The sequence below is a fragment of the Melaminivora sp. genome (assembly GCF_032059615.1).
Taxonomy (GTDB): Bacteria; Pseudomonadota; Gammaproteobacteria; order Burkholderiales; family Burkholderiaceae_C; genus Melaminivora.
Map to the genome: position 1 here is coordinate 1 of NZ_DAMCAM010000078.1, position 11840 is coordinate 11840.

The 11840-nt window shown below is 74.7% G+C and carries 4 protein-coding genes; all 4 read left to right on the forward strand.

Annotation, left to right across the window (positions count from 1 at the left end):
- Window positions 1–182: 182 nt before the first annotated feature.
- Complete coding sequence (gene mnmE / locus RT051_RS13370) at window positions 183–1619, forward strand: tRNA uridine-5-carboxymethylaminomethyl(34) synthesis GTPase MnmE (protein WP_313077447.1); 1437 nt, start codon at window positions 183–185, stop codon at window positions 1617–1619.
- Between the two features lie 252 nt (window positions 1620–1871).
- Window positions 1872–5414: an exodeoxyribonuclease V subunit gamma gene (gene recC / locus RT051_RS13375; protein WP_313077448.1), complete on the forward strand. Its 3543-nt coding sequence runs from the start codon at window positions 1872–1874 to the stop codon at window positions 5412–5414.
- Entirely contained in the window at window positions 5411–9187 is a 3777-nt protein-coding gene (gene recB, locus RT051_RS13380) for an exodeoxyribonuclease V subunit beta (RefSeq protein WP_313077449.1), read from the forward strand. Before recC ends, recB begins: the two co-directional genes overlap by 4 nt.
- The gene (gene recD, locus RT051_RS13385; RefSeq protein WP_313077451.1) at window positions 9184–11370 is read left to right on the forward strand and encodes an exodeoxyribonuclease V subunit alpha; all 2187 of its coding nucleotides are present in this window, start codon (window positions 9184–9186) and stop codon (window positions 11368–11370) included. Before recB ends, recD begins: the two co-directional genes overlap by 4 nt.
- Window positions 11371–11840 lie beyond the last annotated feature (470 nt).

Consider the following 11840-nt stretch of genomic DNA (forward strand, 5'->3'; position numbering starts at 1 on the left):
CGAGTACTACTACCTGCCGCTGCACCACCAGATCCGCCCCTGGGCCATGCGCAAGAACGTGGAGACCGTGCACCGCGCCGACGACCGGCCCATGCCGATCTGGACCACCATCAAGTAACAGAAAAGAAAGCAGCGAAAGGGGCCGAGCCCTGCCGGGCCCGGCCCCTTTCGCGTTCCCCGCCATGCTCGCCCGCCACCATGACCCCATCGCCGCCATCGCCACCGCCCCGGGGCGCGGCGCCGTGGGCATCGTGCGCGTCTCGGGTCGGGCGCTGGGGCCGTTCGTTCAGGCGCTGCTCGGGCGCGCGCTCACGCCGCGCCATGCGCACTACCTGCCCTTTGCCGATGCGGCCGGCCAGCCCATCGACCACGGCCTGGCGCTGTACTTCCCCGCGCCGCACAGCTATACCGGGGAAGACGTGCTGGAGCTGCAGGCGCACGGCGGGCCGGTGGTGCTGCAGCTGCTGCTGGCGCGCTGCCTGCAGGTGGCCGCCGCGGGCGCGCTGCCCGGCCTGCGCCTGGCCGAGCCGGGTGAATTCACCGAGCGCGCCTTCCTGAACGACAAGCTCGACCTGGCTCAGGCCGAGGCCGTGGCCGACCTGATCGACGCCAGCACCGAGGCGGCCGCGCGCAGCGCCGCGCGCTCGCTGGCGGGCGCCTTCTCGGGCGAGGTGCACGCGCTGCGCGACGCGCTGGTGCACCTGCGCATGCTGGTGGAGGCGACGCTCGATTTCCCCGAGGAAGAGATCGACTTTCTGCGCCAGGCCGATGCCGCCGGGCAGCTGGCGGGCCTGCAGGAGCGCTTGGCCGGCGTGCTGGGCCGGGCACGCCAGGGCGCGCTGCTGCGCGAGGGCATCCGCGTGGTCATCGCCGGCCAGCCCAATGCCGGCAAAAGTTCGCTGCTCAACGCGCTGGCGGGCGCCGAGCTGGCCATCGTCACCCCGATCGCCGGCACCACGCGCGACAAGGTGCAGCAGACCATACAGATCGAGGGCGTGCCGCTGCACGTGATCGACACCGCCGGCCTGCGCCAGGCGCAGGACGAGGTCGAGCGCATCGGCATCGAGCGCGCCTGGGAGGAGATCGCCAGTGCCGACGCCGTGCTGTTCCTGCACGACCTGACACGCGCCGATGCTCCTGAATACATAGCTGCAGACCAGGACATAGCAACGACCCTGGCGCAAAAGCTGCCTGCATCCGTGCCGGTCATCGACGTCTGGAACAAGAGCGACGCCGCGGGCGAGCCAGGCGAGGCTGGCGGTGCAGGCCAGCCGCCGGCGGGCGACGGAGCCGCCGGAGCCGCCGGCAGCGCCGTGCGCCTGTCCGCACGCACGGGCCAGGGCCTGGACGCGCTGCGCCGCGCGCTGCTGCAGATCGCCGGCTGGCAGGGCGCACCCGAGGGCCTCTACCTCGCCCGCGCCCGCCACCTGCAGGCGCTGCGCGCCGTGGACGGGCACCTGATGGAGGCGGCGGCGCAGCTGGCTGGCCCCCGCCCGGCGCTGGACCTGCTGGCCGAGGAGCTGCGCCTGGCACAGAACGCGCTCAACACCATCACCGGTGAATTCGGCGCGGATGACCTGCTGGGGGTCATCTTCTCGCGCTTTTGCATCGGCAAGTGATGGCCCCTGGCTGAAGGCCGCTGCCGCGGGCCCCGCCCGCCTGCGGTTTTTCGCGGGTGGTGCGCCTGTCGCAGACTTCATGGCCAAAAGCCGCTCAAGCCATTGCTGCACAAGGGCATGCAGCTATCAAAACAATGCTGACCGGGGCCGTTGCCGCCGCCCCGCGCCCGGTGCCTGCAGCCGGCCAGCCCGCCGCATGCCCGACAATGGCGCGCTTTCAAGGCCCCCCAGGCAACGAGGAGCGCGCACGACATGCACTGGCAGCCCGGACTGATCGCACTGCACGGCAACCAGACCGACCTGCTGGCCGAGGCCGTGGCCGAGTGGCTGCGTGCCCACCCGCTGGCGCCGCTGGAGCCGGAGGCCATGCTGGTGCAGAGCAACGGCATGGCCGAGTGGCTCAAGATGCAGCTGGCGCGCCAGCACGGCGTGTGCGCCGCCGCGCGCATGGAGCTGCCGGCGCGCTTTCTCTGGCGCACCTGCCGCCAGGTGCTGGGCCGGCGCGCCGTGCCGCAGGCCTCCGCCCTGGACAAGGTGCCGCTCACCTGGCGCCTGATGCGCCTGCTGCCCCAGCTGCTCGACACCCCCGGTTTTGCTCCCGTAGCGCGCTTCGTGCGCGCCGATGACCAGCCCCAGCGCCTGCTGCAGCTGTGCCAGCGCCTGGCCGACCTGTACGACCAGTACCAGGTCTATCGCGGCGACTGGCTGGACGACTGGGCCGCGGGCCGCGCCGTGCTGCGCCAGCCCGGCGGCCAGGCTGCGCAGGAGCTGCCTTCTGGCCAGCGGTGGCAGGCGCTCCTGTGGCAGGCGCTGCTGGCCGACCTGCCCGAGCCCGAGCGCGCCGCCTCGCGCACCGCCGTGCTGCAGCGCACGCTGGCGCGGCTCGAATCGGGCGAGCCGCCCGAGCGGCCGGTGGCGCGGCGCGTGGTGGTCTTCGGGCTGAGTCACATGCCGCTGGCGCTGCTGCGGCTGCTGGCGGCGCTGGCGCGCCACAGCCAGGTGCTGCTGGCCGTGCCCAACCCCTGCCGCTACCACTGGGCCGACGCCATCGACGGGCGCGAGCTGCTGCGCCTGGCGCGCCGGCGCCACCCGCTGCGCGCCGGGCGCGACCTGGGCGCGCTGCCGCTGTCGGCCATGCACGCCCACGCACACCCGCTGCTGGCCGCCTGGGGCCGCCAGTGCCGCGACCACGTGCGCCAGCTCGACGAATTCGACACCTCGGCCCAGATGGCCGAGCGCATGGCCTGGCCGCGCATCGACCTGTTCGACGACAGCCCGGCGCACGAGGGGCCGCTGCTGGCCCAGGTGCAGCGCAGCATCCGCGACCTGCTGCCCCTGGCCGAGCACCCGCGTGCCCAGCCGGGCGGCGCGCGCATCCCGGCGGCCGACCGCTCGGTGGTCTTTCACAGCGCGCACAGCCTGTTGCGCGAGCTGGAGGTGCTGCACGACCAGCTGCTGGACCTGCTGGCCGCGCCGCCACCGGCCGGCCAAGCGCCGCTGCAGCCGCGCGACGTGGTCGTCATGCTGCCCGACGTGCAGGCGGCGGCGCCGGCCATCCGCGCCGTGTTCGGCCAGTACGCGGCGGGGGATGCGCGCCACTTGCCGTTCGACATCGCCGACCTGGGCGCGCGCGCCAGCAGCCCGCTCCTGGGGGCGCTGCAGTGGCTCCTGCAGCTGCCGCGCCAGCGCTGCCGGCTGTCCGAGCTGGGCGACCTGCTGCAGGTGCCGGCCGTGGCGGCGCGCTTTGGCCTGCAGGAAGGCGACGCGCCCCAGCTGCTGCAGTGGATGGCCAGCTGCGGCATCCGCTGGGGCCTGGACGGACGCCAGCGCGGCGCGCTGGGCCTGCACGCCTGCGGCGAGCACAACAGCGCCTGGTTCGGCCTGCGGCGCATGCTGCTGGGCTACGCCAGCGGCAGCCACGGCCTGCAGGCCGGCGCCGCCCCTGCCTTCCAGGACATCGAGCCGTACGGCGAGGTGGGCGGGCTGGACGCCGAGCTGGCCGGCGTGCTGGCCGGCGTGCTCGAGCGGCTGCTGCGCTGGTGGCAGGACGCCCTGCTGCCGGCCACGCCCGAGGCCTGGGCCGGGCGACTGCGCGCGCTGGTGCAGGACCTTTTCGCCGCCCGGGACGAGGCCGACCGCGCCGTGCTCGCCGCGCTGGAGGAGGCGCTGCAGGCCTGGCTACAGGCCTGCGAGCAGGCCGGCTACGCCGAGGAGGTGCCGCTGGCCGTGGCCCAGTCGGCGTGGCTGGCGGCACTCGAGCAGCCCGCGCTGCACCAGCGCTTTCGCGCCGGTGGCGTCACCTTCTGCACCCTGATGCCCATGCGCGCCATCCCCTTCGAGGTGGTGTGCCTGCTGGGCATGAACGATGGCGACTATCCGCGCCGCGCACCGCGCAGCCCCTTTGACCTGATGCAGCTGCCCGGCCACTACCGGCCCGGCGACCGCGCGCGCCGCGACGACGACCGCCAGCTGATGCTGGAGGCGCTGCTGTCGGCGCGGCGCGTGCTGTACGTGAGCTGGTCGGGCCGCAACGTGCGCGACAACAGCGCACAGCCGCCCTCGGTGCTGGTCGCCCAGCTGCGCGACTACCTGGCCGCCGGCTGGCAGGGCGAAAGCGAGAGCGGGGGTGAGGGCACCCTGCTGGCCGAGCGCACCTGCCAGCACCCGCTGCAGCCCTTCAGCCGGGCGTATTTCGAGGCCGGCAGCGGCCTGTCCACCCACGCCGCCGAGTGGCGTCAGGTGCACGCGCAGCGGCAGGCCCTGCAGGACGCGCAGGCCGGCGCCGCGCCGCTGCCCACCTTCGTGCCCGACCCACGGGTGCCGCTGTCGCTGGACGCGCTGACCCGCTTCGTGCGCCACCCTGCGCGCAGCTTCTTTCGCCAGCGCCTGGCCGTGCAGTTCGAGGTCGAGGACGCAGCGCCCGAGGACGACGAGGTCTTCGGCCTGGACGGCCTGCAGCACTACCAGCTGGTGCAGGAGCTGCAGGAGCAGGTCAGCAGCGCCTGGTGGAGCGAGCACCAGCGCAGCGGCAGCGCTCCGCCCATAGCCATGCTGCTCCAGGCCCAGGTGGCCCGCCTGCAGCGCGCCGGGCGCCTGCCCCTGGCGGGCCTGGGCCGGCACGCGGCCGCGCAGCTGCAAGAGACGCTCGCGCCCTGCCTGGCCGCCTGGCAGCAGCTGCGCCTGCGCCACAGCCGCTCGGCCGCGCGCCGCCCCCTGCACTTTCGCGCGGGCGACGTGGTGCTGCAGGACTGGCTGGACGCGCTGCTCCTGCCCGAGGAGCCGGGCGCTGTGCCGCTGTGGCTGCAGTTCCACCCCGGCCCCGTGACCGATGACAAGGGCCGGCCGCATGCCGACAAGCTGCTGCCGCTGTACCTGCGCAGCCTGGCCGCTGCCGCCTGCGACGTGCCGCTGCGCGGACTGCTGCTCGGGCGCGATGGCTGCCTGCGCGTGCAGGCCCTGGGCCAGGACGAGGCGCGCGCCGCGCTGCAGGCGCTGCTGCAGGTCTGGCGCGAGGGGCAGGACACGCCCCTGCCCCTGCCCCGCGCCACCGCCCTGGCCCTGCTCGAAGGCGCGGCCATCCAGGCGCAGGCCGCCTATGAGGGCAGCTACCAGCGCACGGGTGAGGTCGAGGACCCGTACTGGGCGCGCCTGTACCCCGACTTCGAGGCCCTGCAGGCCTGCGGGCGCCTGCAGCAGCACGCCCCGGCCGTGTTCGGGCCGCTGCGCGACTGGGGGGAGCAGTGCCTCACGCCCCTGGCCTGGGACGAGGCGCTGCGCGAGGAGGTGGCGGCATGAGCGGCAGCCAGGTGCTGGACGCCCGCACCTTTCCGCTGCACGGCGCGCGCCTGATCGAGGCCAGCGCCGGCACCGGCAAGACCTGGACCATCGCCGCGCTCTACCTGCGCCTGGTGCTGGGCCACGGGGGCGAGCACGGCCCGGGCCGTGCGCTGCTGCCGCCGGAGATCCTGGTCATGACGTTCACGCGTGCGGCCACGCGCGAGCTGTCCGAGCGCATCCGCGCGCGGCTGGTCGAGGCCGTGGCCTGCTTTCGCGGCGAGCGCGGCGCCGGGGGCGATTCGGTGCTCCAGGCCCTGCTGGACGACTGCCCCGAAGGCGCGGCGCGCCAGGAGGCCGCCTGGCGCCTGGCGCTGGCGGCCGAGTGCATGGACGAGGCAGCCATCCACACCATCGACGCCTGGTGCCAGCGCATGCTGCGCGAGCACGCCTTCGACAGCGGCAACCTGTTCGACGAGGAGCTCGACAGCGATGAGCGCCAGCGCCTGGTCGAGGCCGCGCGCGACTACTGGCGCCAGCACTGCTACCCGCTGGACGGGCGCGAGCTGCAGGCGCTGCTGCAGGTCTGGCCGGGCGTGGCCGCGCTGGTTGCCGACATGGAGAAGCTGTGCGGCGAAGACCTCGGCACGCAGGAGGACGAGGAGGGCAGCGCGCAGGAACTGATCGGCGGCTGGACGGCGCAGACCGAGGCCACCCTGGCCGCGCTGGCCGCCGGCTGGCAGGGCAGGGCGCAGCGCCTGCAGGACTGGATCACCGACCAGCTGACGAACAACAGGAGTGCCTGGGACGGGCGCAAGCTACAGGCCGGCCACTGCGCTGTCTGGCTTGATGCGCTGCGCGCCTGGGCCGAGGCGCCGCACGGCCGGCTGGCCGAGGCACTGAAGAAAGGCGCCGAACGCTTGGTGCCCGGCGGCCTGGCCGAGGCCCTGAAGCAGGGCGCCAACGTGCTCTTGCCGCCCGAGTCGCAGGCGCTGGCCGAGCTGCTGCAGGCGCTGGCCGGGCTGCAGCCCCTGGCGCCCCGCCTGCGCCTGCACGCCGCGGCCAGCGTGCGCCGGCGGCTGCGCTGGCTCAAGCAGCAGGCCGGAACCTATGGTTTTGCCGACATGCTGGAGCGGCTGGACGCGGCCCTGGCAGGCGCGCAGGGCGAGGCGCTGCGCGCGCGCATCCTGGCGCAGCACCCGGTGGCGCTGGTCGACGAGTTCCAGGACACCTCGCCCCTGCAGTACCGCCTGTTCGAGCGCATCTGGGGCACGGAGGGCAGCACGCGGGACACCACGCAGGGCAGCGCGCTGCTGCTGATCGGCGACCCCAAGCAGTCCATCTACGGCTTTCGCGGCGCCGACATCCACAGCTACCTGCGCGCACGCCGCGCCACCGCCGGCCGGCACTACATGCTGGGCACCAACCACCGCTCCACCGCCGAGCTGGTGGCGGCGGTGAACCACTGGTTCGCCCAGGCCGAGCAGCGCGCGGGCGATGGGGCCTTTCGCTTTCGCATCGGCGGCCCCGCAGGTTATGACCCGCTGCCCTTTGTGCCGGTGCAGGCGCGCGGCCGCAGTGAGCGCTTCGTTGCCGGCGGAGCACCCGTGCCGGCGCTCACCCTGGCCTGCCACGGCACGGGCGAGGCCGAGGCGCTGGCCGGCGGCGCGCTGCAGCAGCACCTGGCGCAGTGCTGCGCCGAGCAGATCGTGCAGTGGCTGGCCGACCCCACGGCCGGCTTCGAGGACGACGCCGGGGGCGGCGCCCCGCCCAGGCTGCAGCGCCTGCAGCCGGGCGACATTGCCGTGCTGGTGCGCACCGGCGCCGAGGCCCAGCTGGTGCGCCAGCAGCTCGAGCGCCGCGGCGTGCCCTCGGTCTTCCTGTCGGACCGGCAGTCGGTGCTGGCCAGCGCCGAGGCCGCCGACCTGCTGCTGTGGCTGCGCGCCGTGGCGGCGCCGCAGGACGCGCGCGCCGCGCGCGCCGCCCTGGCCACGCGGCTGGTCGGCCTGCCCCTGGCCCGGCTGGCGCAGCTGGCCATCGACGACGAGGCCTTCGACGCCCAGAGCGCCCTGCTGCGCGAGCTGTACGGCGTATGGCAGCGCCAGGGGGTGCTGGCCATGCTGCGCCAGACCCTGCACCGCCTGCAGCTGCCCGCGCGCTGGCTGGCCGCGCCCGGCGGCGAGCGTCGCTTGACCAACGTGCTTCACCTGGCCGAGCTGCTGCAGTCGGCCTCCAGCCTGCTGGAGGGCCGGCAGGCGCTGGTGCGCTGGCTGGCCGCGCAGCTGGCCACGCCCGGCGGCGTGGGCGACGAGCAGATCGTGCGCCTGGAGAGCGATGCCGACCTGGTGCAGGTGGTCACCGTGCACAAGAGCAAGGGCCTGGAGTACCCGGTGGTGCTGCTGCCCTTTGCCGCCGCCTTCAAGCCGCTGGAGCGCCAGCGCACGCCTTTCGTGCGGCAGGCCGGGGCGGATGGTGCGCGCCGGCTGCTGCTGGACTACAGCGACGAGGACCTGCAGCAGGCCGACCACGAGCGCCTGCGCGAGGACCTGCGCTTGTTCTACGTCGCCCTCACGCGTGCGCGCCACGCCCTGTGGCTGGGCTGGGGGCCGGTGCGCCGCGGCAACGCCCGCGCCTGCACCAACGAGCGCAGCGCCAGCGGCTACCTGCTGGGCGGCGCGGCCGGCAGCAGCGCCGCCGAGTGGCGCGAGCATCTGCAGGCGCTGGCGCAGGGCTGCACGCACATGCGGATCGTGCCGGCCGAGGCCGCTGCCGCGTCCACCCGGCTGCCGCCCGCGGCGGGCGCCGCGCCGCTGGCCGACTGCCCGCCCTACGCCGGCTGCTTCGACCGGCACTGGGGCGTGGCCAGTTTCTCCTCGGTGGTGCGCTCGATCGCCGACGGAGCAGCGCCCGTGCAGCCTCTGGCAGCCGTGCCGGTGCTGGCCGCCGCGCCGCGCCGCGCCGCGCCCGACGAACCCGGAGAGCCCGAGGCCGGCACCCCCCTGCGGCGCGCCGGGCCGCTGGCTGCGCCCTGGCACCGTTTCGCCCGGGGCGCCCTGGTGGGCAACTTCCTGCACGAGCAGCTCGAATGGCTGGAGCAGGAGGATTTCGCCCTGTCGCCGGGTGCCGACTGCGCGCTGGCCGAGCGCCTGCGCCGGCGCTGCCAGCGTGCCGGCCGCCAGGCCCAGGCCGAGGCCGCCATCCAATGGCTGGCGGCCGTGCTGCACCACCGCCTGCCGCCGCTGTCGTGCAGCCTGGCCGAGCTGGGCGCGGGCGGGGCGGCGCACCAGCGGCTGGCCGAGATGGAGTTCTGGCTGCCCCTGGCCGAGCTGCCCACCGCCGGGCTCGACGCCGTGTGCCGTGCCCACCTGCTGCCCGGGGCGGACCGTCCCGCCCTGTCGCACAGCCGGCTGCAGGGCCTGCTGATGGGCTTTGCCGACCTGGTGTTTGCCCATGAGGGGCGCTACTGGGTGCTCGACTACAAGAGCAACCAGCTGGGCGCCGACGCCGGCGCCTACGACGCGACGGCGCTGGCCGCCGCCGTGCTGGCGCACCGCTACGACGTGCAGGCCGCCTTGTACCTGCTGGCGCTGCACCGCCTGCTGCGCCAGCGCCTGGGCGCGGCCTACCGGCCCGAGGAGCAGCTGGGCGGGGCGTTGTTCTTCTTCCTGCGCGGCCTCGACGGCCCGGCCGCCGGCGTGCATGCCGAAACCGCGCCGCTGGCGCTGCTGGCGGCGCTGGACGCCCTGCTGGAGGGCGCCGCATCCCCCAACCGGCTGGACAAGGAGCTTGCATGAGGCGCACGCGCGCATCCGGGGACACCGCCACGCTGGACCTGTTCGAGGACGACCCCGTCCTGGCGCTCCCCGCGTCCATGTCCGCGCCTGTGGTGCAGGCGGCCTGCGCGGCCGAGGTGCTGGCGCAGCTGCACGATTGGGCCGACGCCAGCCTGCTGCGCCGGCTCGACAGCGCGCTGGCGCGTTTCGTGCACGAGCACGACGCGGCGGCCGCGCCCTGCGTGCTGGCGGCCGTGGCGGTGCTGGCGCAGATGGAAGGCCGCGGTCACAGCTGCCTGCCGCTGGCGGAGCTGGTGGCCACGCCCCAAGCCGTGCTGGGCTGGAGCGCGGCCGAGGGCGCCGGGCTGCAGGCCCTGTGGGCGCGACTGCCGGCCCGCCTGCCCGACTGGCTGGCGGCGCTGGCGGCCTGCAGCCTGGTGCGTGTGCCCGGCCGCGACGCCGACCTGGGCCAGCCCCTGGTGCTGGCGCCGGGCGGCGCGGGCGGCGGGGCCGGCACGCGGCCGCCTGCGCTTCTGTACCTGCGCCGCTACTGGAACCACGAGCGCCTGGTGGCCGAGGCCATCTGCCAGCGCAGCCAGCCGCAGGCGCTGGAGACGGAGCTGGACCCGGCGCAGGTGAGGCACTGGCTCGAGCGCTTCTTTCCGGCCGTGCCCGGCGCCGGCTGCGACTGGCAGAAGGTGGCCTGCGCCCTGGCGCTGCGCGGGCGCATCGCCGTCATCACCGGCGGCCCCGGCACCGGCAAGACACACACCGCCGCGCGCCTGCTGGCGCTGCTGCTGGCCACCGCGCCCGACGCCACGCGGCTGCGCGTGGCGCTGGCCGCGCCCACGGGCAAGGCGGCGGCGCGGCTCAAGCAGGCCATCGACGACGCCCTGGGCGGGCTGCAGCAGCAGGTGGGCGAGGCGCTCGACCTGCAGGCGCTGCTGCAGCGCATGGGCCCGGCGCGCACGCTGCACGCCCTGCTGGGCGCGCGCCCGGGCACGCGTCAGTTCGCGCGCCATGCCGGCCACCCGCTGGAGCTGGACGTGCTGATCGTGGACGAGGCGTCCATGGTGCACCTGGAGATGATGTCCGCCCTGCTGGCCGCCCTGCCGCCCACGGCCCGGCTGGTGCTGCTGGGCGACAAGGACCAGCTCGCCTCAGTGGAGGCGGGCGCCGTCATGGGCGACCTGTGCCGCGGTGCGACGCTGGGCCGCTACGGCAGCCAGACCGCCCGCTGGGTCGAGCAGGCCACGGGCGAGCAGCTGCCGTCCGAGCACCTGGCGGCAGACGGCCAGGGCCCGGCCCTGGCCCAGCAGACCGTGATGCTGCGCGCCAGCCGGCGCTTTGGCGGCCCCATCGGTGAGCTGGCCGCGGCCGTGAACCGGGGCGATGCCACCGCCGCCCTGGCGGCGGTGCTGGGCAGCGGCGGCGTGGCCGGCGCCGGTCTGGTGGACGTGACCGCCCCGGTCGCGCTGGCCCAGGGCGCACCCCTGCAGGCCCTGGTCCGCCTGGCGCTGCACGGGCGCGGCGACGCCGCCCCCGGCTACGGCCCCTACGCCCGGGCGCTTGCGCGCTGGGCGCAGGTGCGGCCGCTGCTGCTGGAGCACGACAGCACCGCCCACACCGCCTGGGCCTGCGAGGTGCTGACGGCCTTCGAGCGCTTTCGCCTGCTGTGCGCGGTGCGCGAGGGCGACTGGGGCGTGGCCGGGCTGAACCGGGCCGTGGAGCAGGCGCTGGAGCACGCCGGCCACCTGCGCCGCCACGGCGAGTGGTACGCCGGCCGGCCGGTCATGGTCACGCGCAACGACCCGGCGCTGGGGGTGTTCAACGGCGACATCGGCATCGCCCTGCCGGGGGCGGCGCCGGGGCATGCGCTGCGGGTGTTCTTTCTGCAGGGCGGGCAGCTGCGCTCGGTGGGCGTGGCGCGGCTGGCGCAGGTGGAGACGGCGTTTGCCATGACGGTGCACAAGGCGCAGGGCTCGGAGTTCGAGCACGCGGCGCTGGTGCTGGCCGGGGGCGCGGCCGGGGCGCTGGGGCGGGAGCTGGTCTATACCGGCATCACCCGGGCGCGCAAGGCTTTCACGCTGGTGGCCGAGCGGGCGGGGTTGCTGCAGCAGGCGATTGGGCAGCCGACGCGGAGGGCGAGTGGGTTGGAGTATTTTCTTTCTGATGCTGGTTTTTTGATAGCTGAGGGACGTTGACTGGCTTGGGCTTTTGCTGGTTTTGTTGTCAGGGTTGTTTTGGGCGTGGGGGCCGGGACTCGCCCCGGCGGGCGACTTACTTTCTTGTCGCGCGACAAGAAAGTAAGCAAAGAAGCGCGCCCCTGCATCCTGCGACCCCCGCGCTTTGCAAGCGCGGGGGCAACCTGTGGCAAGGCGCTGGATTGAAGGGGGTAAGCGGGGATGACTCGGGCCAACGCTTCGCTCGGCCTGGGATGGGGAAGAAAGGCAAGGCTCACGCAGAGCACTGTGTGCGCATTGCACCCGGGGCCCGGTTTTCACTCCCTCCCCCTCTGGGGGAGGGTGGGGGTGGGGGCCGGCTGGTGCTACGACCCGAGGCTGCAGAGCACAGCGCGGCTGGCCCCCACCCCTGCCCTCCCCCAAAGGGGGAGGGGGCAAGAAAGAAAGAAAAAGAGCGCGCGCGAGAACACGTCCGCGCGGATTGAAATGCG